Annotated in this window: 23 protein-coding genes; 22 read left to right on the top strand and 1 reads right to left on the bottom strand. The window is 39.0% G+C overall.

The annotated features are described in order from the left end of the window. The first annotated feature begins 21 nt into the window (after positions 1-21). From V7068_RS00370 to pyrG, 8 genes are all read left to right on the top strand, one after another. Positions 22-873 carry a 3-hydroxybutyryl-CoA dehydrogenase gene (locus V7068_RS00370; RefSeq protein WP_499710409.1) on the top strand — a complete coding sequence of 284 codons (852 nt, stop codon included), beginning with the start codon at positions 22-24 and terminating at the stop codon, positions 871-873. A 34-nt stretch (positions 874-907) separates the two neighbouring features. Next, the gene (locus V7068_RS00365; protein WP_499710408.1) at positions 908-2038 is read left to right on the top strand and encodes an acyl-CoA dehydrogenase; all 1131 of its coding nucleotides are present in this window, start codon (positions 908-910) and stop codon (positions 2036-2038) included. A gap of 28 nt (positions 2039-2066) precedes the next feature. Next, on the top strand, positions 2067-3206 hold the full coding sequence (locus V7068_RS00360; RefSeq protein ID WP_127762230.1) for an acyl-CoA dehydrogenase: 1140 nt from the start codon (positions 2067-2069) through the stop codon (positions 3204-3206). A gap of 71 nt (positions 3207-3277) precedes the next feature. Next, complete coding sequence (locus V7068_RS00355; protein ID WP_499710406.1) at positions 3278-3925, top strand: TetR/AcrR family transcriptional regulator; 648 nt, start codon at positions 3278-3280, stop codon at positions 3923-3925. 14 nt (positions 3926-3939) lie between these two features. Further along, positions 3940-7206 (top strand): fused isobutyryl-CoA mutase/GTPase IcmF, encoded by a 3267-nt coding sequence (icmF, locus tag V7068_RS00350; protein ID WP_499710404.1) that lies wholly within the window; start codon positions 3940-3942, stop codon positions 7204-7206. A gap of 256 nt (positions 7207-7462) precedes the next feature. Further along, the gene (locus V7068_RS00345) at positions 7463-7609 is read left to right on the top strand and encodes a hypothetical protein (protein WP_499710403.1); all 147 of its coding nucleotides are present in this window, start codon (positions 7463-7465) and stop codon (positions 7607-7609) included. Between the two features lie 229 nt (positions 7610-7838). Beyond that, positions 7839-8438 carry a DNA-directed RNA polymerase subunit delta gene (rpoE, locus tag V7068_RS00340; RefSeq protein WP_499710402.1) on the top strand — a complete coding sequence of 200 codons (600 nt, stop codon included), beginning with the start codon at positions 7839-7841 and terminating at the stop codon, positions 8436-8438. Between the two features lie 498 nt (positions 8439-8936). Beyond that, complete coding sequence (gene pyrG, locus V7068_RS00335) at positions 8937-10544, top strand: CTP synthase (protein WP_499710401.1); 1608 nt, start codon at positions 8937-8939, stop codon at positions 10542-10544. Between the two features lie 69 nt (positions 10545-10613). On the opposite strand, the gene V7068_RS00330 is transcribed toward pyrG, so the two are convergent. Then, positions 10614-11141, bottom strand: coding sequence for a DUF2529 domain-containing protein (locus tag V7068_RS00330; protein ID WP_499710400.1), 528 nt, complete (start codon positions 11139-11141; stop codon positions 10614-10616). Positions 11142-11370: 229 nt separating this feature from the next. Here V7068_RS00330 and V7068_RS00325 point away from each other — a divergent pair, with 229 nt between their 5' ends. The 14 genes from V7068_RS00325 to V7068_RS00260 all read left to right on the top strand — a co-directional run bounded on the left by V7068_RS00325 (position 11371) and on the right by V7068_RS00260 (position 25130). After that, on the top strand, positions 11371-11742 hold the full coding sequence (locus tag V7068_RS00325) for a response regulator (protein ID WP_119116223.1): 372 nt from the start codon (positions 11371-11373) through the stop codon (positions 11740-11742). Between the two features lie 361 nt (positions 11743-12103). Next, entirely contained in the window at positions 12104-12961 is an 858-nt protein-coding gene (locus V7068_RS00320; RefSeq protein WP_127762224.1) for a class II fructose-bisphosphate aldolase, read from the top strand. A gap of 101 nt (positions 12962-13062) precedes the next feature. Further along, the gene (gene fsa / locus V7068_RS00315) at positions 13063-13713 is read left to right on the top strand and encodes a fructose-6-phosphate aldolase (protein WP_499710399.1); all 651 of its coding nucleotides are present in this window, start codon (positions 13063-13065) and stop codon (positions 13711-13713) included. A gap of 301 nt (positions 13714-14014) precedes the next feature. Continuing rightward, positions 14015-15298: a UDP-N-acetylglucosamine 1-carboxyvinyltransferase gene (gene murA / locus V7068_RS00310; protein ID WP_252292084.1), complete on the top strand. Its 1284-nt coding sequence runs from the start codon at positions 14015-14017 to the stop codon at positions 15296-15298. 107 nt (positions 15299-15405) lie between these two features. Beyond that, positions 15406-16368: a class II fructose-bisphosphatase gene (gene glpX, locus V7068_RS00305; RefSeq protein ID WP_499710397.1), complete on the top strand. Its 963-nt coding sequence runs from the start codon at positions 15406-15408 to the stop codon at positions 16366-16368. A gap of 331 nt (positions 16369-16699) precedes the next feature. Beyond that, on the top strand, positions 16700-17980 hold the full coding sequence (gene rho, locus V7068_RS00300; protein WP_119115803.1) for a transcription termination factor Rho: 1281 nt from the start codon (positions 16700-16702) through the stop codon (positions 17978-17980). Between the two features lie 151 nt (positions 17981-18131). Beyond that, on the top strand, positions 18132-18335 hold the full coding sequence (gene rpmE, locus V7068_RS00295; RefSeq protein WP_127762220.1) for a 50S ribosomal protein L31: 204 nt from the start codon (positions 18132-18134) through the stop codon (positions 18333-18335). A 155-nt stretch (positions 18336-18490) separates the two neighbouring features. Beyond that, complete coding sequence (locus V7068_RS00290) at positions 18491-19063, top strand: thymidine kinase (protein ID WP_252292080.1); 573 nt, start codon at positions 18491-18493, stop codon at positions 19061-19063. Positions 19064-19307: 244 nt separating this feature from the next. Continuing rightward, positions 19308-20378: a peptide chain release factor 1 gene (gene prfA, locus V7068_RS00285; protein ID WP_499710396.1), complete on the top strand. Its 1071-nt coding sequence runs from the start codon at positions 19308-19310 to the stop codon at positions 20376-20378. Next, the gene (gene prmC / locus V7068_RS00280) at positions 20371-21240 is read left to right on the top strand and encodes a peptide chain release factor N(5)-glutamine methyltransferase (RefSeq protein WP_499710395.1); all 870 of its coding nucleotides are present in this window, start codon (positions 20371-20373) and stop codon (positions 21238-21240) included. The genes prfA and prmC overlap by 8 nt, the downstream gene beginning before the upstream one ends. Before the next feature lie 219 nt (positions 21241-21459). Continuing rightward, entirely contained in the window at positions 21460-22350 is an 891-nt protein-coding gene (spoIIR, locus tag V7068_RS00275) for a stage II sporulation protein R (protein WP_499710394.1), read from the top strand. Between the two features lie 232 nt (positions 22351-22582). Further along, positions 22583-23626 carry an L-threonylcarbamoyladenylate synthase gene (locus V7068_RS00270; protein ID WP_499710436.1) on the top strand — a complete coding sequence of 348 codons (1044 nt, stop codon included), beginning with the start codon at positions 22583-22585 and terminating at the stop codon, positions 23624-23626. A 137-nt stretch (positions 23627-23763) separates the two neighbouring features. Next, positions 23764-24318 (top strand): manganese efflux pump MntP, encoded by a 555-nt coding sequence (locus V7068_RS00265; protein ID WP_499710393.1) that lies wholly within the window; start codon positions 23764-23766, stop codon positions 24316-24318. Positions 24319-24686: 368 nt separating this feature from the next. Next, entirely contained in the window at positions 24687-25130 is a 444-nt protein-coding gene (locus tag V7068_RS00260) for a low molecular weight protein arginine phosphatase (RefSeq protein ID WP_499710392.1), read from the top strand. Positions 25131-25147: the final 17 nt, after the last annotated feature.

Below are 25147 nucleotides of genomic sequence, written 5' to 3'. Positions count from 1 at the left end.
TAATAATGGAGGCATACAGTCATGGCAATTAAAAGAATAATGGTCATTGGAGCGGGGCAAATGGGTTCAGGTATTGCCCAAGTATGTGCAATGGGTGGCTATCAGGTTATTCTACACGACTTACAAGAAGCTTTTGTAGAAAAAGGTCTGGCTACTATTACAAAAAATCTAGCTCGCCAAGTAGAAAAGGAAAAGATTACTGCAGAATTGCGAGATGCGACTTTATCAAGATTAACGCCATCAACTGATCTGCAAAATGCAGCAAATGTTGATTTAGTTATTGAAGCAGCTGTAGAAAATATGGAAATTAAGTCAAAGTTGTTTGCACATTTAGATCAAATTGCTCCAGCACATGCTATTTTAGCAACGAATACATCATCATTACCGATTACAGAAATTGCTGCTGCGACAAAACGTCCAACGCAAGTGATTGGCATGCATTTTATGAATCCAGTTCCTGTTATGAAATTGGTAGAGATTATTCGCGGGCTGGCAACTGCTGATGAAGTATACGTGACAATTGAAGAAATGGCTAAATTATTAGGTAAAGTTCCAGTAGAAGTCAATGATGCTCCTGGGTTTGTGTCGAACCGCATTTTGCTGCCAATGATTAATGAAGCCATCTATGCCTTGTATGAAGGTGTAGCGACAAAAGAAGCCATTGATGATGTCATGAAACTTGGTATGAATCATCCAATGGGGCCATTAACACTTGCTGATTTTATTGGCTTAGATACATGTCTATACATTATGGAAACATTGCACGAAGGCTTCGGTGATGATAAATATCGTCCATGTCCACTGCTGCGCAAATATGTAAAAGCAGGTTGGTATGGCAAGAAATCAGGACGTGGCTTTTACGAGTATAACTAAGTCTTGCATTTGATTTTTAGTGGGAGGAATATTCATGAAACTGCAATTTACGGAAGAGCAACAAATGATGCGGAATATGGTCCGTGATTTTGCTAGAGAACATATTTCTCCGTTTGTAGCAAATATGGAAAATGGTGAATTTCCGCGCGAGATTTTGTACAAAATGGGGGAGCTTGGTTTGATGGGTATTCCCATCCCGGAGAAATACGGCGGGGCTGAAATGGATTTCATGTCCTATATTATTGCGATTCATGAGATTTCAAAAGTAAGCCCAACAATCGGCGTTATTCTCTCTGTACATACGTCAGTTGGTACAAATCCAATTGTTTATTTTGGTACGGAAGAGCAAAAGCAACACTACGTACCGAAGCTTGCTTCAGGTGAATGGCTTGGCGCTTTTTGTTTAACCGAACCGAGTGCAGGCTCAGATGCTGCAAGTTTGAAAACGAAAGCGGTAAAGGAGGGGGATTTTTACCGCATTAATGGTTCGAAAGTGTTTATCACAAACGGCGGAGAGGCTGATGTATACATTGTTTTTGCTTCGACTGATCCGGCCAAGGGCAGTAAGGGAATCTCAGCCTTTATTGTGGAGAAAGGAACACCTGGTTTAATCTTCGGCAAAGATGAGCATAAGATGGGACTTCATGGTTCGAGGACTCTTCAATTATCGTTTGAAGATATGCGAATCCCAGCGGCGAATTTGCTTGGTCAAGAAGGAGAAGGGTTTAAAATCGCCATGGCCAACCTCGATGTCGGGCGAATTGGAATTGCTGCTCAGGCACTTGGGATTGCCGAAGGAGCCTATCAACACGCTGTGCAATATGCAAAAGAGCGCATTCAATTTGGAAAACCAATTGCCATGCAGCAGGGCATTGGCTTTAAGCTAGCTGATATGGCGACAGCAATCGAAGCATCTAGACTACTAATCTATCAAGCTGCATCTCTGCGCGCACAAGGGCTGCCATGCAGCAAGCAAGCTTCGATGGCAAAGCTGTTTGCTTCTAAAACAGCGGTGGAAGTGACAACTGAAGCTATTCAAGTGTTTGGTGGTTATGGATATACGAAGGAATATCCTGTGGAACGTTATTTCCGTGATGCAAAAGTAACAGAGATTTATGAAGGAACAAGTGAAATTCAACGAATGGTTATTAGTAAACATCTATAAAAAATCACATTTATTGGGGGAAAAGATTATGCAATTTAAATTAACAGAAGAACATGAAATGATTAGAAAAATGGTTCGCGATTTTGCGTTAAATGAAGTAGCTCCAACAGCAGCTGAGCGTGATGAAGAAGAGCGTTTTGATCGCGAAATTTTTGATAAAATGGCGGAGCTTGGTTTAACAGGTATTCCTTGGCCAGAACAGTACGGCGGTATCGGCAGCGATTATTTAGCATACTGTATTGCAATTGAAGAACTATCAAGAGTATGTGCTTCTACAGGTGTTACACTATCTGCACATACATCACTTGCAGGTTGGCCGATTTATAAATTTGGCTCTGAAGAACAAAAACAAAAATATTTACGTCCAATGGCGCAAGGTGAAAAAATTGGTGGGTACGGTTTAACAGAACCAGGTTCAGGTTCAGATGCAGGCGGCATGAGAACAACAGCTAAACTAGTTGGCGATGAATATATTTTAAATGGCTCTAAAATCTTTATCACAAATGGTGGTATTGCGGATACATATGTAGTGTTTGCACTAACAGATCCAGAATCTAAACAAAAAGGAACAAGTGCATTTATCGTTGAAAAAGACTTCCCAGGCTTCAGCGTAGGGAAAAAAGAACAAAAATTAGGTATTCGTTCGTCTCCAACAACAGAAATCATTTTTGAAGATTGCCGTGTACCAAAAGAAAACTTACTAGGGCAAGAAGGTGAAGGCTTCAAAATTGCGATGATGACACTTGATGGCGGTCGTAATGGAATTGCTGCTCAAGCAGTTGGAATCGCACAAGGAGCAATGGATGCTGCAACGGATTACGCGAAAGAGCGTGTTCAATTTGGAAAGCCAATTGCTCTTCAACAAGGAATTGGTTTCAAATTAGCGGAGATGGCAACAAACATTGAAGCAGCTAGACTATTAACATACCAAGCTGCATGGTTAGAATCTGAAGGTCTACCATACGGGAAAGAATCTGCGATGTCTAAGCTATTTGCAGGTGACACAGCTATGAAAGTAACAACAGAGGCTGTTCAAGTATTTGGCGGGTATGGTTATACAAAAGATTATCCAGTAGAGCGCTATATGCGTGATGCGAAAATTACTCAAATTTATGAGGGAACACAAGAAATTCAAAAGCTTGTTATCTCAAGAATGGTGACAAAATAAATAAAATGAGTGAGCAGTTATCCGGCTGTAAGCATAGTGCCGGGTAACTCGCTTTATAAAGGAGAGGGAGGATGGAGAAGAGAGAGGTTCATGCATCTGTTAAGGATGAGCGGCTTGTCGAGAAGCGACGGAGGCAAATGATTAAAGGTGCTGTAACTCTTTTTCGTGAAAAGGGCTTCCATCGAACAACTACTCGAGAAATTGCTAAAGCGGCCGGGTTTAGTATTGGCACTCTTTATGAATATATTCGCTCAAAAGAAGATGTCTTATATCTCGTGTGCGATTATATTTATGAACAATTTCAAGAAAATTTACAAGAAGAATTTCATAAAAGTGACGGCACACTTGAAGGGTTAAAGCGATCGATTGCTTACTTCTATCAATCTATTGATGAAAGACAGGATGAAGTGCTTGTCATGTATCAAGAAGTGAAAGCACTGACAAAAGATGCTTTATCCTATGTATTAAAGAAGGAGCTTGAAATGGTCTCCATATTTGAGCAACTGATTCAACAATGTGTCGACAAAGGTGAAATTGAATTAAATGAAAAAGAAGTATATCTCATGGCTCATAACATTTTTGTACATGGGCAAATGTGGAGTTTCCGCAGATGGGCATTGAATAAAACGTACTCTTTAAAAGAGTATATTGAGCTTCAGACGGAATTAATGTTAAAAGGTATATCGAACAAGGAAGGTATCGAATCTAAAACATTTTAATGAGGGGGAGTCCCATGAGTGAGATAGAAGTATATAAACCAAAGAACCATATTCGTTTTGTTACAGCATCTAGTTTATTTGATGGTCATGATGCATCGATTAATATTATGAGACGTATTTTACAATCGAGCGGAGTAGAAGTTATTCATCTAGGTCATAACCGTTCTGTTGAGGAAGTAGTCAATGCGGCAATTCAAGAGGATGTACAAGGAATTGCGATGTCTTCCTACCAAGGCGGACATGTTGAGTATTTTAAATATATGTATGATTTGTTGAAGGAAAAAGGAGCATCGCATATTCGGATTTATGCGGGTGGCGGAGGCGTTATTATCCCTCGCGAAATTAAAGAATTGCATGACTATGGAATTGCAAGAATTTTTTCACCTGATGATGGGCGAGAGTATGGCCTTCAAGGGATGATTAATTTAATGCTTCAGGAGTGTGATTATCCAACAGTTCAATCGCCATTGCAAAATCGTTTAGATCAGCTGTTGAGTGGCGATGTAAAAGCAGTTGCGCAATTTATTACCTTTGCTGAGAATAAGCTTGATACTGTTTGCGAATCAGCGGCTACAACAGAAAGCCTCCTTGAACAAATTAAGACATCTGAGCAAGCGGTTCCGGTTCTCGGTATTACAGGAACAGGCGGTGCAGGAAAAAGCTCCTTAACAGATGAATTGATTCGTCGTTTCCTTAATGAAGTACCTGATCGAAGAGTTGCCGTTCTTTCGGTTGACCCGACAAAGCAAAAAACAGGCGGGGCTTTACTGGGTGACCGAATTCGAATGAATGCCATTTTCTCAGATCGCGTTTATATGAGAAGTTTAGCTACTCGAAACTCTAGAACAGAGCTTTCTTTAGCTATTAAAGATGCCATTTCAGTTACAAAAGCAGCTGGATTTGACTTAATCGTCGTAGAAACGAGCGGTATTGGTCAAGGTGATGCTGAAATTGCAGAGATTTGTGATGTAGCAATGTATGTGATGACGAGCGAATTTGGAGCCCCTTCACAGTTAGAGAAAATTGATATGATTGATTATGCTGATTTAATTGTTATTAACAAGTTCGAGCGCAAAGGTTCAGAGGATGCGCGCAACCAAGTTCGTAAGCAGTATCAAAGAAGTCGTCAGGAGTTTGACCGTGATTTAACGGATATGCCTGTCTATGGTACAATTGCTTCTCAATTTAATGATGAAGGAACAAATGCCTTATTCGCTGCATTAATTGAAAAATTAAATGAGAAAACAGGTGTACAATGGAGCACTCGTTTTTCAAAGAAAGCGGAAGTTCATAAGCAAGACGTGATTATTCCAACAGATCGTCGTTACTATTTACGAGAAATTAGTGAAACGGTTCGTTCATATCATAAGCAATCAGAAGAACAAGCTAGAATTGCTCGAAAAGTATTCCAGCTAGAAGGTGCGATAGCAGCTGTTCAAGATCGTGAGAACAATGAAGGCGTAATCGCTGCTCTCGAAGCATTGAAAGAAGAAGCGGTCTCTCAATTAACTAACGAATCCAGGAAAGTTTTAGCGGGATGGCAAGCACTTAAAGAACAGTATGCAGGCGAGAAATTAGTCACGAAGGTCCGTGATAAAGAAATCGTGACACAATTGCAAACGAAAAGTCTTTCGGGTCTGTCCATTCCAAAGGTTTCGCTTCCAAAGTATGAAGATTATGGTGAAATTTTACGTTGGGTTTATCGTGAAAATGTACCAGGTGCTTTCCCTTATACGGCTGGGGTTTTCCCGTTCAAACGTGAGGGAGAAGATCCGAAACGTCAATTTGCTGGAGAAGGGCCGCCTGAACGAACAAATCGTCGTTTCCATTACTTATCGAAGGATGATGATGCGAAGCGATTGAGTACGGCTTTTGACTCCGTGACTCTTTATGGAGAAGATCCAGATTATCGTCCAGATATCTTTGGGAAAATCGGGGAAAGCGGTGTTAACGTTTGTACGTTAGATGATATGAAAAAATTATATGATGGCTTTGATCTTTGTCATCCATCTACATCGGTGTCAATGACAATCAATGGGCCTGCACCAATTATTTTAGCGCTATACATGAACACAGCCATTCACCAACAGGTAGAGAAAAAGGAGCAAGAGCTAGGTCGTAAGTTGACGGAGCAAGAATATGCAGAAGTAAAGGCATATACATTGCAAACGGTACGTGGAACGGTTCAGGCTGATATTCTAAAAGAAGATCAAGGACAAAACACATGTATCTTCTCTACAGAGTTTGCGTTGAAATTAATGGGTGATATTCAAGAGTATTTTATTAATAATAAAGTAAGAAATTACTATTCTGTATCCATTTCAGGGTATCATATTGCAGAAGCTGGAGCGAATCCAATTTCTCAGCTTGCCTTCACGCTTGCAAATGGTTTGACATATGTCGAATATTACCTGAGCAGAGGCATGAATATTGATGACTTTGCACCAAACTTATCGTTCTTCTTCTCTAACGGGCTTGATCCGGAGTATACAGTAATTGGGCGTGTGGCACGCCGAATTTGGGCAACGGTAATGCGCAATAAGTATGGAGCAAATGAACGAAGCCAAAAGCTGAAGTACCATGTTCAAACGTCTGGTCGCTCACTGCATGCTCAAGAAATTGATTTCAATGACATTCGAACGACTTTACAAGCGTTAATGGCTCTTCAAGATAATTGTAACTCATTGCATACAAATGCATATGATGAAGCGATTACAACGCCAACGGAAGAATCCGTTAGACGTGCTATGGCTATTCAAATGATTATTACGAAAGAACATGGTCTTTCTAAAAATGAAAATCCGCTGCAAGGAGCGTTTATTGTCGATGAATTAACGGACCTAGTGGAAGAGGCTGTTCTTCAGGAGTTCGATCGAATTAACGATCGTGGCGGCGTGCTAGGAGCAATGGAAACACAGTATCAACGTGGGAAAATTCAAGAAGAGTCGATGACCTATGAAATGAAGAAACATAGTGGGGAATTACCAATCATTGGTGTTAATACGTATTTAAACCCAAATCCTCCTTCTCTTGAAGAAATCGACAGCATGGAGATTGCTCGAGCAACGTACGAAGAAAAAGAAGGTCAAATCTTAAACCTTCGAGCTTTCCAAGAAAGAAATAAACCTCTATACGATGAGGCAATCAACCGTCTAAAAGCAGCAGCGCTAAATGGAGAAAATCTTTTCGCAGAGCTTATGGAAACGGTTAAAGTTGCAAGCCTTGGCCAAATTACCCATGCTTTATATGAAGTTGGCGGAAAATATAGAAGAAATACGTAAAAGGGAGGAAGGTTGTCGAACATGTTCGACAACCTTCTTTTATTGTTGATTCATCAATCCTGTCCATCACATGGTCTTAAGAAAAGGCGTACGAAACCTCGATTCCGCACGAAATGAGCCAAAAATCAACAGCGTTCTATAACAAAGTAAAGAAAAGAACAAGATGGTATTTCATTATATACCATTCGTTTAGTAGACTTTTCGATTATAATAGATGATAAAACAGGGAATACCCCATTTGGGAGTTGAGAAATGTATGAGACTGCTTATGATGATCATTGGCTGTGTGTTCACTTTGTTTGTCTGTATCACATTATATGAACATCAATTAGGAGCGATTGCCTTTCTAATTTTATCGATTATTTGTTTTGCAGCAGCTTATCGTCAAAAAAATGTAAAATAAGAGGAATACAATAGGAAAAACTGTGAAAGTATTTAGATTGAACTAGCATAAACCTCTGCAATTTGTTTATAATGGTTTATATGTTTAGCTAGAGTTGTACATATTAGTTCTAGTTAAATAGTTGATTAAAAGGTTAATTAATACTATTATTCAAAAGTCAACAACGTCATATAACAGATTCTATAAAAAATGGAATGATTAAGTGGAGTTTTTTAAATAGAGAAGGGAAGTGTGTCATTTGAGTTTACAACAATATTCAAAAGAACAATTAGCGGAAATGTCGTTAATTGAATTAGCATACGATTTATTAGTAGAGAAAAATGAGCCAATCTTTTTTAATGATTTAGTGGCAGAAATGGCTGCATTAAAAGGTGTATCAAAAGAAGAACTTGCGGCTAAAATTGCTCAGTTTTATACAGATTTAAATGTAGATGGTCGCTTTACTTCACTTGGGGAAAATCGTTGGGGATTAAAAATTTGGTATCCAGTGGATCAAGTAGAAGAAGAAGTTGTACATACAGATAAACCGAAAAAGAAAAAGAAATCGAAGAAGGCTGCAGCTGCTGTGGTTGACGGTTTCGATGAATTGGATGATGAAGATTTAGAATTTGATGAAGATCTTGATGATTTAGCAGAAGATCTTGATGATAGTGAAGATGACGATCTTCTTGATGATGACGATGACTTAGATGATGATCTTCTTGATGACGTAGACGAAGAAGACGATTTGGATGAAGATTTATTAAAAGATGAAGAATTTGAGTTGGACGAAGAAGACGAAGAAGAGGAAGAAGAAGAAGTATTCGAAGATGAGGAAGATAAAAAGTAAAATAATCGGACTTGACTTTTGATGACGAAATTTGTAGAATCATTTTTGGGCTCCTTAAAAAGGACACAATGATAAATGATATCGCTCCCTTACAATAGTAGGTGGAGCGTTTTTATTTTTGGGTGTATTTTTTATGAGACTTTCGTTTGTTATGCCTTTTCACTAGATGAAATAGGTTAAAAAATGAATGGCGCTATATAACACAGTGTAATTGTCTTGTACTGCTTGGTCTGTAATGGGCTGAGTAAGTTAGTATAGGTAAAACAAGAGCTGCTAGTATATGTACAGCTTTTAATCGGTAATGGACTACAGATGATGGAATGAACAATGACATCATTTTTTTATTTTTTCAAATGAATTTTTTAAAGAAGTAGAAACTAGGTAGGAAGCCGAGTGGAAGTTGTAGGATGAACAGAGGGTGTGCGCGTTGCTGGGTAAGCATCTGAGCAGTAATTAAATCAACAGCATTGGTTGATAACTTTAAGAGGAGGACATATCATGACCAAATATATTTTTGTAACAGGTGGAGTAGTTTCTTCCCTAGGTAAAGGGATTACAGCTTCTTCTTTAGGGAGACTTTTAAAAAATAGAGGATTAAATGTAACTATTCAAAAATTTGATCCATACATTAACTTGGATCCAGGTACTATGAGTCCGTATCAGCACGGAGAAGTATTCGTAACAGATGATGGAGCAGAAACAGATTTAGACTTAGGCCACTATGAGCGTTTTATCGATATTAACCTAGGTAAACATAGTAACGTAACAACAGGTAAAATTTACTCAACGGTGTTGAAAAAGGAACGTCGCGGTGATTATTTAGGTGGAACAGTTCAAGTTATTCCACATATTACAAATGAAATTAAAGATCGTGTTTTCCGTTCTGGAAAAGAAACGAATGCTGATGTTGTTATTACGGAAATTGGAGGAACTGTAGGGGATATCGAGTCTCTTCCATTCCTAGAAGCGATCCGTCAAATTAAGAGTGATATCGGTCGTGATAATGTAATGTACATTCACTGTACGCTTGTTCCATATATCAAAGCAGCGGGTGAATTGAAAACAAAACCAACTCAGCATAGTGTAAAAGAACTTCGTAGTTTAGGTATTCAACCAAACATTATCGTCGTGCGTACTGAGCAACCTATTTCACAAGACATGAAAGATAAATTAGCGTTATTCTGCGATATTGACAAAGATTCTGTTATTGAATGTCAAGATGCAGATACACTATACTCAATTCCACTTTCATTGCAAGAACAAAACATGGACCAAATCGTCTGTGACCATTTGAAATTAGATTGTGGTCAAGCTGATATGGAAGATTGGAAAGAGCTTGTAGCAAAAGTAACATCTCTTACAAAGAAAACAAAAATTGCTCTTGTTGGGAAATATGTTGAATTACAAGATGCTTACCTTTCTGTTGTAGAAGCATTAAAACATGCCGGCTATTCTTTCGATGCGGATGTTGAAATTGATTGGATTAACTCTGAACATGTTACGAAAGAAAATGTGGCAGAATTGCTTCAAAGTGCAGATGGTATTCTTGTTCCAGGCGGTTTCGGTGACCGTGGAATTGAAGGGAAAATTGTGGCGATTGAATATGCACGTGTCAATAAAGTTCCGTTCCTTGGCATTTGCTTAGGTATGCAGCTAGCATCTATTGAGTATGCGCGCAACGTATTAAACTTACCGGATGCACATTCAGCGGAAATTAAGCCAGAGACAAAAAATCCAATTATCGACTTGCTTCCTGAACAAAAAGATGTGGAAGATTTAGGTGGAACGCTTCGTCTTGGATTATACCCATGTAAATTGACAGAAGGAACAAAAGCGTTTGAAGCATATAAAGAAGCTGTTGTTTACGAACGTCACCGTCATCGCTATGAATTCAATAATGAATATCGTCCACAGATGGAGAAAGCTGGTTTTGTCTTCTCTGGTACAAGCCCAGACGGACGTCTAGTAGAAATCGTAGAGTTGACAGATCATCCTTGGTTTGTGGCATCACAATTCCATCCAGAGTTTATTTCACGCCCAAATCGCCCGCAGCCGCTATTCCGTGACTTTGTTGGCACGGCATTACAACGCAGCGAAAACGCGTAAAAAATAACAAGAGGCTGTCCAATTGGGCAGCCTCTTTGTCTATTTGTTCTCAGGAGGAATTCCGCTGATTCACTGATACTCCTGTAAAATTTCCTCTATGGTGAATTTAATACCATGGTAAGCGAATAAAGCGATTAATAAAGTAGGGTAGCCGACTCGATTGCCTAATTCATCTGGAATTAATCCTCGTTGTACGCGTAAATCAATATGCACATCAGCGAGTGTAGCGAGAGAATCGTCTTCTGCTTCAATAACGGTCGATACAGCAACAAAAGGAATGTCTGCTTGTTGTAATCGTTGTGCTAATCGAATGGCTTCCGGGTCGTTAGAGAATCGACTGAACAATAAGAAACGGTCTTCAGAGCCGAGTGTTAGTGCTTCATCAAGATGATAGACCTTTGCTGCAGGTAAAGGTTCAACACCACTTAAGGCCTCTTTCGTTATACCGTCCATTTCTTCGAATCCATATATATAAATGAATCCTTCACCGATAACGGCTTGAGCTAAGAGCCGGGCAGCATCTTCTATATGAAATTCTTCATGGTCCATCATTTTTTTAAATAACCCATTAATTTGAGTAGAAAATATTTTCAACATGGAGTATGTAAGCTTCCTTTCATTTTTTCTTTTCATACTATCAGAAATTGCAGTTTTTCACGAATTGAATGATTTTGTCTGTACATTATGGAGAAAAAGGATAAAATAGTGATAAATGTTAATGTATATTACTAATGTGCTAATGCAGGAATTTTATCATTATTAGCGAATTATGAAGCGAGAGAATAGTTTATACGAAAAACTCAGGAGATAAAGAAGAGGTGGTAGTATGGCGGGGAAAATCTTAATTGTCGACGATCAATTTGGAATTAGGATTTTGTTAAATGAAGTTATGGTTCGAGAAGGGTATGAAACTTATCAAGCAGCAAATGGTGTACAGGCGCTCGAAATCGTTCACCAACATGATCCTGATTTAGTTTTATTAGATATGAAAATTCCAGGTATGGATGGCATTGAAATTTTAAAACGAGTAAAGAAAATTAAACCCGAGATTCGGGTGATTATTATGACAGCTTATGGAGAACTCGATATGATTCAGGAAGCGAAGGAATTAGGAGCTATTACTCATTTTGCTAAACCATTTGATATTGATGATATAAGAAAAGCTGTCCGGGATTATTTACCGATTCAATCTAATTGATTCGACAATGTTCAATAAGTGTTTCCCATGAGGATGAAACGGTGTATGGACATGTTTTTAGCTCTTTCTAACCATAACAACACGGCTGTCCTTATGAAAAAGAACAGCCGTGTTGTTATGAAAAGCAGTTTCTCACGTCTTTCAAGATGCCGGAGCGGAAATAAGCAAACAACAAAATATAGCCTAAAAGTAAGTAAATAAACATGGGGTATTTGTTGCTGTTTTTTTCATGTATTGATATGCTAAAAGAGAAAAAACATGAACTCTAAGCGATTGACCAGAGTCATTTAAGGGTATAGCTAGAGATTGGATACATGTTGTAAAAAACACTTAGATTTTTATTTACATAGGAGGAACAAACATGCCTTTAGTTTCAATGAAAGAAATGTTGAACAAAGCACTTGCAGAAAAATACGCAGTGGGGCAATTCAACATTAATAATTTAGAATGGACACAAGCCATTTTAGCTGCGGCAGAAGAAGAAAAGTCTCCGGTTATTCTAGGAGTATCTGAGGGAGCTGCCCGCTATATGGGTGGATTTAAAACGACTGTAATGCTTGTTAAAGGTTTATTAGAAGATATGAATATTACAGTTCCTGTTGCGATTCATTTAGATCATGGATCAAGCTTTGAGAAGTGTAAAGAAGCAATCGATGCTGGCTTCACATCTGTCATGATTGATGCGTCTCATCACCCGATTGAAGAAAATATTAGTACAACAAAGCAAGTGGTAGAATATGCACATGCACGTAACGTATCTGTAGAAGCGGAAGTAGGAACAGTTGGCGGACAAGAAGATGACGTTGTGGCTGAAGGTGTTATTTATGCGGATCCAAAAGAGTGTGAACAGTTAGTAAAAGAAACAAATGTGGACTGCTTTGCTCCAGCACTTGGGTCTGTTCATGGCCCTTATAAAGGTGAACCAAACCTTGGATATAAAGAAATGGAAGAGGTTCGTGATTTAACGAAAATTCCATTAGTGCTGCACGGTGGTACGGGCATTCCTACGAAAGATATCCAAAAAGCGATCTCACTTGGAACATCTAAGATCAATGTAAATACAGAAAATCAAATCGTCTTTACGAAAGTAGTTCGTGATATTTTGAATAAGGATGCAAAAGTATACGATCCTCGTAAATTTATCGGACCTGGACGTGAAGCGATTAAAGAAACTGTTATTGGAAAGATTCGTGAATTTGGTTCGAACGGAAAAGCGTAATCTTTTTTAATAATCCATCTTATGTCCTTTCATGCAGGAGTTACGTTCATTTAGCATGAAAGGACTTTGTTATCAATTACTTACTTATTGGAGGCTTACTCATGAAATTTTTTATTGATACAGCAAATATTGAAGAAATTCGTGAAGCACATGCTTTAGGGATTTTAGCAGGTGTAACAACGAATCCATCACTAGTAGCAAAGGAAAAAGGCGTTTCGTTTCATGAACGTTTAAAAGAAATTACAAGCTTAGTGAAAGATTCTGTATCTGCAGAGGTTATTGCTCTTGATTTTGAAGGAATGATGAAGGAAGCAGAAGAGCTAACGGCCATCGCTCCAAATATCACGATTAAAGTGCCAATGACTCCAGACGGTTTAAAAACGGTAGCGGCTCTTTCGAAAAAAGGAGTTAAGACAAATGTTACGCTTATTTTCAGTGCCAACCAAGCGCTGTTAGCGGCTCGAGCAGGAGCTACTTATGTATCACCATTCCTCGGTCGTTTAGATGATATCGGACAAAATGGTTTACAACTCATTTCAGACATTGCAGATATTTTTGCTATTCATGATATTCAAACGGAAATTATCGCAGCATCTATTCGTCACCCAATGCATATTACAGAAGCTGCTTTAAAAGGTGCGCATATTGCGACAGTTCCTTATAAAGTTATTCTACAATTATTCAATCACCCGCTAACAGACAAAGGGATTGAAGCATTTCTTAAGGACTGGAGCTCACGTACAGAACAATAAGAGTCTTTCTCGCTAAGCCATGGTATTTTGTGCGATTTTTATATAATCGTATAGAAGTCATTTTGACGTAGTCGCTTAGTTTAGGGAAATCGTATACGGGCAACTACGCTTCAGGTTACCTAAAAGCGAGCCAATCGACGAGTTTTCTTTTTATTTTTTCTTAATTTCTTACATGAATTTGCCAATTTTGTACACACTAATAAAATGAAAAAATAAATTTGTCGATTTTTGCACATGTCAATTGGAAAAAATAACTATTTAAAATATCTTCTTCAGTGCTTAGCGTAGAAGGGAGTTTAATATGGAAAAATTAAAAATAGCTGGCGGTTATCCTTTGAAAGGAAGCATTCGTGTAAGCGGTGCTAAAAACAGTGCAGTTGCTCTAATACCTGCAACTATTTTAGCGGATTCTCCTGTGACGATTGAAGGGTTACCAGATATTTCGGATGTGCAAACATTACAAGCGTTAATGGAAGAAATCGGGGGACAAGTTCGTTTTGAAGATGGAGAAATGACGGTAGATCCTAGACAGATGGTTTCTATGCCATTACCAAACGGGCGTGTGAAAAAGCTTCGTGCCTCTTACTATTTAATGGGGGCTATGCTTGGGAAATTTAAAAAGGCTGTTATCGGTCTCCCTGGCGGCTGTCATTTAGGTCCTCGCCCAATCGATCAGCACATTAAGGGATTTGAAGCACTAGGGGCTAAAGTAACAAATGAACAAGGTGCCATTTATTTGCGAGCAGATGAATTAAAAGGAGCTCGTATTTACCTTGATGTCGTAAGTGTTGGGGCTACGATTAATATTATGTTAGCTGCTGTTTTGGCAAAAGGAAGAACCGTGATTGAAAATGCAGCAAAAGAGCCGGAAATCATTGATGTTGCTACGTTACTAACGAACATGGGTGCCAAAATTAAAGGAGCGGGAACGGATATTATTCGCATTGATGGAGTAGAGCATCTGCATGGTTGTCGCCATACGATTATTCCAGACCGAATTGAAGCGGGAACGTTTATGATTTTGGCAGCAGCCGTAGGGGAAGGGATTTTAATCGATAATGTGATTCCTCAGCATCTTGAATCTGTTACAGCTAAACTTCGTGAAGCAGGTGTTCAGATTGAGGTGGCAGATGACCAAATGTTTATTTCACGAGGAGAGGGATTGAAAGCTGTTGATATTAAGACGCTCGTATATCCTGGTTTTCCAACGGACTTACAGCAGCCATTTACCTCTTTATTAACGAGGGCTAACGGTTCAAGCATTGTCACAGATACGATTTATGGTGCTCGCTTTAAGCATATTGATGAACTTCGTCGAATGAATGGGAAGATTAAAGTCGAAGGAAGATCCGCAATTATTGACGGTTCTGTTCAGTTGCAAGGTGCGAAGGTCAAAGCGAGCGATTTACGAGCAGGTGCTGCTCTTGTTATTGCAGGTCTTATGGCCGAAGGGGTAACTGAAGTAACAGGACTTGAGCATATTGATCGTGGATATAGTCATTTAGTAGAGAAGCTTTCGGGACTCGGAGCGACTATTTGGCGTGAAAAAATGACGCAAGAAGAAGTAGAACAGCTAAAAAGCTGAATTCTTCTCTTATTGTGTTATCGTATATGATATAATGTGTTATACTATTGTTGGTATAAAAATATAAAAAGTCATATATGTTAGTGAACACTGAGGAGGAACCAGTAATGGAAAGAAGCTTATCAATGGAGCTTGTTCGCGTTACAGAAGCAGCAGCTTTATCTTCTGCACGTTGGATGGGACGCGGAAAGAAAAACGAAGCAGATGATGCTGCCACTACAGCAATGCGTGATGTATTTAATACGATTCCTATGCAAGGAACGGTCGTTATCGGAGAAGGTGAAATGGACGAAGCTCCTATGTTATATATCGGCGAGAAATTAGGGACGGGAATTGGCCCTTTAGTTGATATAGCTGTAGATCCTTTAGAAGGAACGAATATCGTTGCATCTGGTAGTTGGAATGCATTAGCCGTGCTAGCTGTCGCTGATCGAGGCAATCTTCTTCATGCTCCTGATATGTATATGGATAAAATCGCTGTTGGGCCGGAAGCGGTTGGAAAGATTGATATAAATGCATCTGTTTTGGATAACTTGAAAGCTGTTGCCAAAGCAAAAAATAAAGACATTCAAGATGTAGTAGCGACTGTTTTAAATCGCGATCGTCATGCTAAAATTATTCATGAACTGCGCGAAGCGGGAGCGCGGATTAAGCTCATTAATGATGGTGATGTAGCTGCGGCGATTAATACAGCTTTTGATCAAACAGGTGTCGATATTTTATTCGGTTCAGGCGGAGCTCCAGAAGGTGTTATTTCTGCCGTTGCATTAAAATGCTTAGGTGGAGAACTCCAAGGGAAATTACTTCCGCAGAGTGATGAAGAATTAATTCGTTGCGGGAAAATGGGCCTTGATGTAAATAAAGTTCTCCGTATGGAAGATCTTGTTCGCGGTGATGATGCTATCTTCGCAGCAACAGGGGTAACGGATGGAGAATTGTTACGCGGTGTTCAATTTAAAGGACATTACGGTTCAACTCATTCAGTTGTTATGCGTGCAAAATCAGGTACTGTTCGTTTTGTTGAAGGACGTCACAGCATTGCGATTAAACCAAACGGTTTTGTGGGATAATTGAATCATTAAAATATTTGCATGTTATTTATGAAAAAGCGGGCGATGATGATCGCTCGCTTTCCCTATAAAAATTTTTTAAGTTGAATATTTAATTTAAAGGAAGTACAATAAAACTTAATTTCCTATGATATAAAAAAATATTCTACCTTTAACTCCTAACTTCAAGAAGCCTTCCATTTATTTCTTCATTAAAGTGAGAGTGTATCATCCTTTCTAAAAGAGAAAAGCCGGTTCAGGTACAAGATTGTGGTTTTTCTTTCTATCCATTAATCATTTCTTTTTTCAGTATGGGTGAAATATGTCTAATTAACTAAAGTGTGGTGTCAGAATGAATTTAACTATTTCTAATTTAGAAAACATGAAACTAAAAGATCTATATGAGCACGCACGTCAGTATAAAGTGTCTTATTACAGCAAGCTCTCGAAGAAGGAACTGATTTTTGCTATTTTGAAGGCTCAAGCTGAACAAGACGGACTGCTGTTTATGGAGGGTGTATTAGAAATTATTCCTTCAGAGGGATTTGGCTTCTTACGTCCGATTAATTATTCTCCTAGTTCGGAAGATATTTATATTTCTGCGTCGCAAATTCGTAGATTTGATTTACGTAATGGGGATAAAGTATCGGGAAAAGTACGTCCACCGAAGGAAAACGAGCGTTATTATGGGCTCTTGCACGTGGAGGCGGTTAATGGAGATAATCCGGAGTCCGCTAAAGAGCGTGTGCATTTCCCTGGCTTAACGCCGTTATATCCAAATCGCCAAATTAAGTTGGAAACGACTCCTAGAAACTTATCAACAAGAATTATGGATGTGTTAGCCCCTGTTGGATTTGGTCAACGTGGTTTAATTGTTGCCCCTCCAAAGGCAGGGAAAACGATGCTCATTAAAGAAATTGCCAATTCCATTACAACGAACCATCCTGATGCGGAATTGATTGTTTTACTTATTGATGAGCGTCCGGAAGAGGTAACGGATATTGAGCGTTCGGTAGCGGGCGATGTTGTAAGTTCAACGTTTGATGAAGTGCCTGAAAATCATATTAAAGTAGCTGAACTTGTGCTAGAACGTGCGATGCGTTTAGTAGAGCATAAACGCGATGTTATTATTTTAATGGATAGTATTACGCGTTTGGCTCGTGCCTATAATCTTGTCATTCCACCAAGTGGACGTACATTGTCCGGAGGGATTGATCCAGCAGCTTTCCATCGACCAAAACGATTCTTTGGTGCTGCGCGTAATATTGAAGAGGGCGGCAGTTTAACGATTTTAGCTACGGCATTAGTCGATACAGGTTCGCGTATGGATGATGTTATTTATGAAGAATTTAAAGGGACAGGTAACATGGAGCTTCATCTAGATCGTTCATTGGCAGAAAGACGTATTTTCCCAGCGATTGATATTAGACGTTCTGGAACAAGGAAGGAAGAGCTTCTGATTCCGAAAGAACATTTAGACAAGCTGTGGGCTATCCGTAAAACGATGTCTGATTCTCCTGATTTTGCCGAGAAGTTCCTGCGTCGCTTAAGACAAACGAAAAGCAATGAAGAATTTTTTAGCAAGTTAGATGAGGAAATGAAAAAGGGAGTTGCGAGTGCAAAACGCTCTTAGTCGAGAGCATTCATGAAACTACTTGCACAACGCTCATAGACTTGTTATAATAGATTCATGTGTTTTTACAATAAATGTGTGGTTATTGCAATCACATCTTGGTTAATATAACTCTGTTTCGCAAGATTCAGGGCAGAAGGAGCTGAAAAGAATGAAAGCTGGAATCCATCCAAATTATAAAGCTGCAAAAGTTATTTGCTCTTGCGGTAACACATTTGAAACAGGTTCAGTAAAAGAAGAGATCCGAGTTGAGACTTGTTCTGAATGTCATCCATTCTACACTGGACGTCAAAAATTCGCTGAAGCTGGCGGACGTGTTGACCGTTTCAACAAAAAATACGGCCTTAAATCATAAGGTGAAGTTAAAAAACAGGCAAGTGCATTTTCTTGCCTGTTTTTTTATGGCCTTAAACGGATAAATGAAAAGGGATTTTTGTATTTGGCTCGATAAAATGGATAGAAAGCAAATCATTCGGTATGCTGTGAAGTAAGTGAGCAAGGAGGATTCGAATGGCACAATTATTTTTTAAATACGGGGCTATGAACAGTGGGAAGTCTATTGAAATTTTAAAAGTAGCGTACAATTATGAAGAACAAAATAAGCCGGTCTTAATGTTTACTTCTGGTATCGATACAAGGGATGAAGTAGGACATGTTTCGAGTAGAATAGGACTAAAAAGAAAAGCAATTCCTATTTTTGATGAAACGAATATTGTTAATATCGTCAAAGAGCATGCTGAAAAGCCGTATTGTGTATTAGTAGATGAGGTGCAGTTCTTAAAAAAAGAGCATGTTCTGCAATTAACAGAAATCGTCGATGAGTTAGATATTCCTGTGATGGGATTTGGTCTTAAAAATGATTTCCAAAATGAGTTATTTGAAGGAAGTCGCTATTTATTGATATACGCTGATAAAATTGAAGAAATGAAAACTATATGCTGGTTCTGCCATAGAAAAGCCATTATGAATTTAAGAGTAGATGAACAAGGGAAACCGGTTTACGTAGGGGACCAAATACAAATTGGCGGGAATGATACCTATTATCCAGTTTGTAGGAAGTGCCATGCTAATCCACCGTTATAACTTTGAAAATAAGCGAGAAATAAAGAATATTCCACGATAAAGCTGACTTTTCCTGAGCTAAGGGAGATCAGCTTTTTATATATGGGAAGGATATGTTCTGGATGCTCGTTTCGTTTTCTAGGATTGTTTGCAGTTCATTTGAATCTCTTTGACGTTCATTATTTGCATATACTATAATGAAAGAAGTGTGATTACAAAGTCGAGTTCTTGGTGTATGGCAGAGAACATAATGAGGTGAATAAGCGTGTTTGATCGATTACAAGCAGTGGAAGATAGATATGAACGGTTAAATGAATTATTAAGTGATCCGGAAGTGATTAATGATTCGAAAAAACTTCGTGAATATTCGAAAGAGCAATCAGATATTCAAGAAACGGTTATGACATATAAAGAATATAAATCAGTAAAAGAACAAATTCAAGATGCGAAGGCGATGCTTGAAGAGAAGCTGGATGCAGATATGCGAGACATGGTAAAGGAAGAGCTTAGTGAGCTAGAGGAAGTAGAAGAACAGCTTCAAGGGAAATTGAAAATCTTGCTGATTCCGAAAGACCCAAATGATGATAAAAACGTTATTATGGAAATTCGCGGTGCAGCTGGTGGAGATGAGGCTGCTTTATTCGCTGGGAACTTATACCGCATGTACAGCCGTTATGCCGAAATGCAAGGTTGGAAAACGGAAGTCATTGAGACGAATGCAACAGGTTTAGGCGGCTTTAAGGAAATTATCTTTATGATTAATGGCCAAGGGGCATACTCGAAGCTGAAGTTTGAAAATGGCGCTCATCGAGTTCAACGTGTTCCTGAAACAGAGTCAGGCGGCCGCATTCATACGTCTACGGCAACAGTAGTCGTTTTACCTGAAACAGAAGAAGTAGAAATTGAAATTCATGATAAAGATATCCGTTTTGATACATATGCATCTTCTGGTGCAGGTGGTCAAAGCGTTAATACGACGATGTCAGCTGTTCGGTTAACCCACATTCCTACAGGCGTCGTTGTTACGTGTCAAGATGAAAAATCGCAGCATAAAAACAGAGAGAAAGCGATGAAAGTATTGCGTGCTCGTGTGTATGATAAGTTTCAAAGAGAAGCTCAAGCGGAATACGATCAAAATCGAAAGCTTGCGGTTGGTACTGGAGATCGTTCGGAACGTATTCGTACGTACAATTTCCCGCAAAATCGCGTAACCGACCATCGTATTGGTTTAACGATTCAAAAGTTAGATCAAATTATGGAAGGGAAACTAGATGAAGTGATTGACGCATTAATTTTAGAAGATCAATCTTCGAAATTGGAGCAAGCTAATGAGTAGTTCCGTGCGTAAAGTATACGAAGCCCTCAATTGGGCTTCTTCTTTTTTAAAGGAATACGGTCGTGATGCAAATGCTGGGGAGTTGTTATTGCAGCATATTTTACAAATGAGTCGCTCGCAGCTATTTGCAAGCTTGCGTGATGAATTATCGGGTGATGCATTCACTGCTTTTGAAAAAGCTGTCAAACAACATGCAGAAGGAATGCCGATTCAATATATTATAGGAAACGAAGAGTTTTATGGACGAACGTTTTTGGTTAATGAAGAGGTACTCATTCCAAGGCCGGAAACAGAAGAATTAGTGTATCATACGCTGCGCAAAATTCAATCGATGTTCCCTAAAGATAAAGAGGTACATGTAGTGGATGTAGGTACTGGAAGCGGAGCGATTGCCATTACCATGAAGCTTGAAGAACCGCGTCTACGAGTCACAGCGACGGATATCGCTAGTCCTTCCCTGCAAGTAGCGAAGCGGAATGCTAAAGCTTTAGAAGCGGATGTCCAATTCGTTCAGGGAGATTTATTGCAGCCCTTTATAGAAGCAGGTCAACAATTTGATGTGTTATTGTCCAATCCGCCTTATATTCCAGATGCTGATAGGATGGAGATGTCTGAAGTGGTGACGGAGCATGAACCGCATCGTGCGCTATTTGCAGGTGTGGATGGCCTCGATTTTTATCGACGGTTTATGGAAGAACTGCCGTCTGTAATGCGTATCCCTGGATTAATTGGCTTTGAGGTTGGTGCGGGTCAAGGCGAACGTGTAGCCGAGCTTTTACGCGGTGCGTTTAGCCAGGCTGAAGTATCGGTGGAATATGATATAAACGGAAAAGATCGTATGGTATTTGCGAGGCTGGTCTAGACTCTTTAGGCAGCCTTTTTTATCCTGCACTGTAAGACTCTGCTGACGTAAGTTTCACTTTATGGGAGAGCCTCTTTGAAATAAGCTGTCTACACAGCCGGTCTATATGAGGAAGTTTTTCAATCCCCTTTCCCATCTCGCCATTTAGAAAATATATTAATTTACTAGTTTAAGATATGGAAAAATTGGTGAGACTGTGGGTACAAGGGGGCGAGAGGAATGAAGAAACGAAACTTAGCTATTATATATCTATTAATCTTAACAATAGGAACAATTATTAGTTTATATATACCGAAGCAGGAAACGGCACAAGCGGATACGATGGTTATTCCGGATGAGGCGATTCGTTTAAGAATACTAGCTAATAGTGATCGGGAGGCAGATCAGGCTGTTAAACGCTTAATTCGGGATGAAGTGAATAAAGATATTACAGAGTGGGTGGCGGAATTAACGTCATTAGAGGAAGCAAGGAAAGTGATTACGTCACATTTAGATGATATTCAGGCAACGGCTGAGCGTGTAGTAGCTGAGGAAGGATTGGATCAGTCGGTACAAGTAGATTTTGGCCAAGCAGAATTTCCAACAAAACTGTATGGTCAATATTTATATCCAGCAGGTGATTATGAGGCTGTTATTATTACATTAGGTGAAGGGGACGGAGCGAATTGGTGGTGTGTGCTATTTCCACCGATGTGTTTTCTTGATTTTTCAAATGGGACAGCGGTAAGTCAAACTCCATTTGAAGAGGAAGAAGTACCTGCTGAATCTGTGTCTGTGCAACCGACTGAGACAGAAAATAGTCAAGTGGAAGAAAATAAGACTGACGCCAGTGTTGAAGAAATTGTTGAAGAGCAAGAAGAACAACAGCAAATCACGCCAAAAACGGCTGCCGAAAGTCAACCTGTACACGATGAGGAAGAACCACAACAAGAAGAACCAGCACAAAAAGTGGTTACGGCTAATCAACCTGTATATGATGAGGAAGAACCACAACAAAAAGAACTGGCACAAAAAGTAGTGGCCGCCAGTCAATCTGTATATGATGGAGAAGAAGAGCCGCAAATTGTAGAAAAATCTTTATTTGCAGAAATCTTTTCTAAAGTTTTTTAAGTAATTTATCCACAAATTTATCCACGATATATAAACAGTTGTTAAAGTCGCTGTGACATAGTTATCCACAAAGTATACACAGTTTGTGGATAATGTTTGTATTATAGTGTGTATTCTTCTATACTTTTTAAGTGTATGAGCGGATAATTGTTGATAATTTATGTCGATATTTGTTGTTTTGATGGCAATTTGAAGTAAGATGAAATGTGAAGATGAAATGAAGGTGTTAGTTGTGGAAACAAAGCTTTGGATAGTGGATAAAACTGTGGATAATACACGGCCTTATCCACAGATAATAGAAGCTGCTCACTTATTAGCTAAAAATGAAGTAGTGGCCTTTCCAACAGAGACGGTATATGGATTAGGAGCAAATGCGAGAAGTGAAGAAGCTGTCAAAAAAGTGTTTGAGGCAAAAGGGCGTCCGAATGATAATCCGTTAATTGTCCACATTGCATCCCAATCTCAGCTTGAAGAGATTGTTGTGGATATTCCGCCTATTGCGAAACAATTAATGGATGCATTTTGGCCGGGGCCTTTAACGCTTATTTTGAAGCAAAAGCCTGGAACACTAGCTGCAGCGGTTACAGCTGGACTAGATACAGTAGCTGTTCGTATGCCTGATCATGCTGTAGCTCACCAATTAATTGAGGCAAGTGGTCTTCCTATTGCTGCACCAAGCGCTAATACATCTGGAAAGCCTAGCCCTACTTTAGCGAAACATGTTCAAGATGATTTATATGGTCGTATAGCCGGTATTGTGGATGGTGGTCCGACGGGAGTAGGGGTGGAATCGACAATATTAGATTGTACAGAAGATATTCCAATCATTCTTCGTCCGGGTGGTGTGACGAAAGAACAATTAGAAACGATTATCGGGCAGGTAAAAGAAGATCGAGCGTTCGTAAAAAAAGATGAGGCGCCAAAGGCACCAGGAATGAAATATACTCACTATGCCCCAAAGGCACCACTTACGTTAATAAAAGGTGAGCGTGCTTTTATACAGCAATTGATTAATGAGAAACGAGCAGAGGGAATGAAAGTAGGTCTACTTGCGGCTAGCGAGCATCAAGCGTTGTATGAAGCAGACTATATTGTAGCTCCAGGATCTTTAGCAGAGTTATCCACAATTGCGAGTGGTCTATATGATGCACTGCGGCAATTTGATGATGTACATGTGGATATTATTTATAGTGAAGTGTTCCCGCAGGCAGGAATTGGTCAAGCGATTATGAATCGTTTGTTTAAAGCGGCGGGTCAACAAATGATTGAACAATAATTGATTGTATTTTAAAGTGAAGCACCCAGCTTATGATTAGCTGGGTGCTTCACTTTTTTATGGTTTCATTTTTGATTCTAACTTTTCTCCGATATACATAGCTTGTATAAGTACAAGCATATTCGAGGAGGAATCGTATGCAGGCTGTTATGAGTGAACTGATTACATTAATCATTATGGCATTTGCGTTAGGGATGGATGCTTTTTCTATAGGATTAGGTATGGGGATGTTTAAATTACGTCTAAAACAAATATTCAAGATTGGGCTGACAGTTGGATTCTTTCATATCTGGATGCCCTTGTTAGGTATAATATGCGGTCGTTTTTTATCGGAACAATTTGGTACATTTGCTGCTTATGCAGGGGGCATACTGCTTATTCTTCTTGGAATTCAGATGTTGTTTTCAGGTATAAAAGGCGGGGAAAGTGCCACGCTTGCACCGGTCGGCAAAGGGTTGCTAGTATTTGCTTTAAGTGTGAGTTTAGATAGCTTTTCCGTTGGTCTAACACTCGGAATTTATGGAGCAAGGACCATTTTGGCACTTACATGCTTTGGTTTGGCGGCGATGATTTTAACATGGAGCGGGCTATTAATTGGAAGGAAGATTCAAGGTCTTTTAGGGTTATACAGTGAGATATTAGGAGGAAGTATTCTTTGTGCCTTCGGACTAAAGTTGTTACTGTTTAACTAAATACTAATACAGTTGTGAAAAAAATTCATAAAAGTGTAATAGTGCGTGAATTGTTTCTGCTCTTGATATACGTTACGATTAGGTTTGCAGGTAATTATACCTATAAAACCAAGCTTTTGATGTAGTTGTCCCAATCGCTGATCAATAGTAGAACGATATACATAACGAAACTTCATAAGCTCTGGGGTTTTGAAGTTTGTTGAATAAAGGGTTATGTCGGAAATGTGAAATTACTGTAAAAATTACAGAAAAAATCTAGTTTTTTACAGTGATAATATGTTAAATTTTAATAATAAGTAGGTCAAAAGTATCGATAATACTCATGGGGCTGTCATGTATAATTATAAACATAAAGGAGGTCCAGCAAAATGATTAAAATACTTTTCGTTTGTACAGGGAATACATGTAGAAGTCCTATGGCAGAAGCGATTTTGAAAGACAAGAATATTCCAGGAGTTAAGGTGAAATCAGCAGGTGTATATGCAGCTACGGGTCAAGAAGCCTCCGTATATGCCGAAAAAACATTACGTGAGCATAATATTATACATCATCATTCCTCTATGTCGTTGTCAGAAGAAGAATTGGAGTGGGCTACTCATATTCTTACAATGACAGAAGGACATAAATCCACCATTATTAATTCTTTCCCAAAAACTTTGGATAAGGTTTTCACTTTAAAAGAGTACGTAAATGACGATATAACCAATACGGATGTTATGGATCCCTATGGTGGTTCGCAAGATGTATATCGAGAAACATTTAGGGAGCTTGAGTCCTTAATTACTAAACTAATTAAGAAATTAGGAGTGTAGGCGCGTGTACAAGGGGG

It is taken from the genome of Bacillus sp. JJ634, from assembly GCF_036962285.1.
In the GTDB taxonomy this organism is placed as follows: domain Bacteria; phylum Bacillota; class Bacilli; order Bacillales; family DSM-1321; genus Peribacillus; species Peribacillus asahii_A.
This window is presented reverse-complemented; position numbering and strand designations above follow the sequence as displayed.

What these genes read in the sequence shown, in the direction of transcription:
- V7068_RS00370 (WP_499710409.1), top strand. Translation starts at nt 22, where the DNA reads ATGGCAATTAAAAGAATAATGGTCATTGGAGCGGGGCAAATGGGTTCA.
- V7068_RS00365 (WP_499710408.1), top strand. Translation starts at nt 908, where the DNA reads ATGAAACTGCAATTTACGGAAGAGCAACAAATGATGCGGAATATGGTC.
- V7068_RS00360 (WP_127762230.1), top strand. Translation starts at nt 2,067, where the DNA reads ATGCAATTTAAATTAACAGAAGAACATGAAATGATTAGAAAAATGGTT.
- V7068_RS00355 (WP_499710406.1), top strand. Translation starts at nt 3,278, where the DNA reads ATGGAGAAGAGAGAGGTTCATGCATCTGTTAAGGATGAGCGGCTTGTC.
- icmF (WP_499710404.1), top strand. Translation starts at nt 3,940, where the DNA reads ATGAGTGAGATAGAAGTATATAAACCAAAGAACCATATTCGTTTTGTT.
- V7068_RS00345 (WP_499710403.1), top strand. Translation starts at nt 7,463, where the DNA reads ATGAGACTGCTTATGATGATCATTGGCTGTGTGTTCACTTTGTTTGTC.
- pyrG (WP_499710401.1), top strand. Translation starts at nt 8,937, where the DNA reads ATGACCAAATATATTTTTGTAACAGGTGGAGTAGTTTCTTCCCTAGGT.
- V7068_RS00330 (WP_499710400.1), bottom strand. Translation starts at nt 11,141, where the DNA reads ATGTTGAAAATATTTTCTACTCAAATTAATGGGTTATTTAAAAAAATG.
- V7068_RS00325 (WP_119116223.1), top strand. Translation starts at nt 11,371, where the DNA reads ATGGCGGGGAAAATCTTAATTGTCGACGATCAATTTGGAATTAGGATT.
- V7068_RS00320 (WP_127762224.1), top strand. Translation starts at nt 12,104, where the DNA reads ATGCCTTTAGTTTCAATGAAAGAAATGTTGAACAAAGCACTTGCAGAA.
- fsa (WP_499710399.1), top strand. Translation starts at nt 13,063, where the DNA reads ATGAAATTTTTTATTGATACAGCAAATATTGAAGAAATTCGTGAAGCA.
- murA (WP_252292084.1), top strand. Translation starts at nt 14,015, where the DNA reads ATGGAAAAATTAAAAATAGCTGGCGGTTATCCTTTGAAAGGAAGCATT.
- glpX (WP_499710397.1), top strand. Translation starts at nt 15,406, where the DNA reads ATGGAAAGAAGCTTATCAATGGAGCTTGTTCGCGTTACAGAAGCAGCA.
- rho (WP_119115803.1), top strand. Translation starts at nt 16,700, where the DNA reads ATGAATTTAACTATTTCTAATTTAGAAAACATGAAACTAAAAGATCTA.
- rpmE (WP_127762220.1), top strand. Translation starts at nt 18,132, where the DNA reads ATGAAAGCTGGAATCCATCCAAATTATAAAGCTGCAAAAGTTATTTGC.
- V7068_RS00290 (WP_252292080.1), top strand. Translation starts at nt 18,491, where the DNA reads ATGGCACAATTATTTTTTAAATACGGGGCTATGAACAGTGGGAAGTCT.
- prmC (WP_499710395.1), top strand. Translation starts at nt 20,371, where the DNA reads ATGAGTAGTTCCGTGCGTAAAGTATACGAAGCCCTCAATTGGGCTTCT.
- spoIIR (WP_499710394.1), top strand. Translation starts at nt 21,460, where the DNA reads ATGAAGAAACGAAACTTAGCTATTATATATCTATTAATCTTAACAATA.
- V7068_RS00265 (WP_499710393.1), top strand. Translation starts at nt 23,764, where the DNA reads ATGCAGGCTGTTATGAGTGAACTGATTACATTAATCATTATGGCATTT.
- V7068_RS00260 (WP_499710392.1), top strand. Translation starts at nt 24,687, where the DNA reads ATGATTAAAATACTTTTCGTTTGTACAGGGAATACATGTAGAAGTCCT.